This window comes from Streptomyces sp. A01 (genome assembly GCF_059026195.1).
This window is the reverse complement of record NZ_JBWLKN010000136.1, coordinates 1-382: the sequence shown is the minus strand read 5'-3', so window position 1 is coordinate 382 and position 382 is coordinate 1. Positions and strand designations below refer to the sequence as shown.

General features: G+C 71.5%; 1 protein-coding gene. It reads left to right on the top strand.

What is annotated here, in order from left to right; genetic code table 11:
* A partial coding sequence (locus tag AC5P1B_RS35890; RefSeq protein ID WP_493892227.1) for a SpnB-like Rossmann fold domain-containing protein occupies positions 1 to 382 on the top strand: 382 nt, incomplete at both ends.

The window sequence follows — 382 nt, the reverse complement described above, 5'->3', positions numbered from 1 at the left end:
CCGTGGCACACCGACTCCTGGCATGGGTCCAGGCATGGCTGGCCGAACCACGCCTCGCCGACACCCGCCTGATCATCACCACCCAGCACGCGGTCACCACCAACCCCAACGACCCCGCACCCGACCTCGCCCACGGACCCGTCTGGGGCATGATCCGCACCGCCCAAGCCGAACACCCCCACCGCTTCCACCTCATCGACCTCGACACCCACCCCGACACCCGCACCCACCTCGCCGAGGTCCTCCACACCACCGAGCCCCAACTGGCCCTACGCCAGGGCACGGCCCACGCACCCCGGCTCGTCCGCACCTCCCAGGCCGATGCGCTCACCCCGCCCACCGACGGCTCGCACTGGCGACTGGACAGCACCGACAAGGGCTC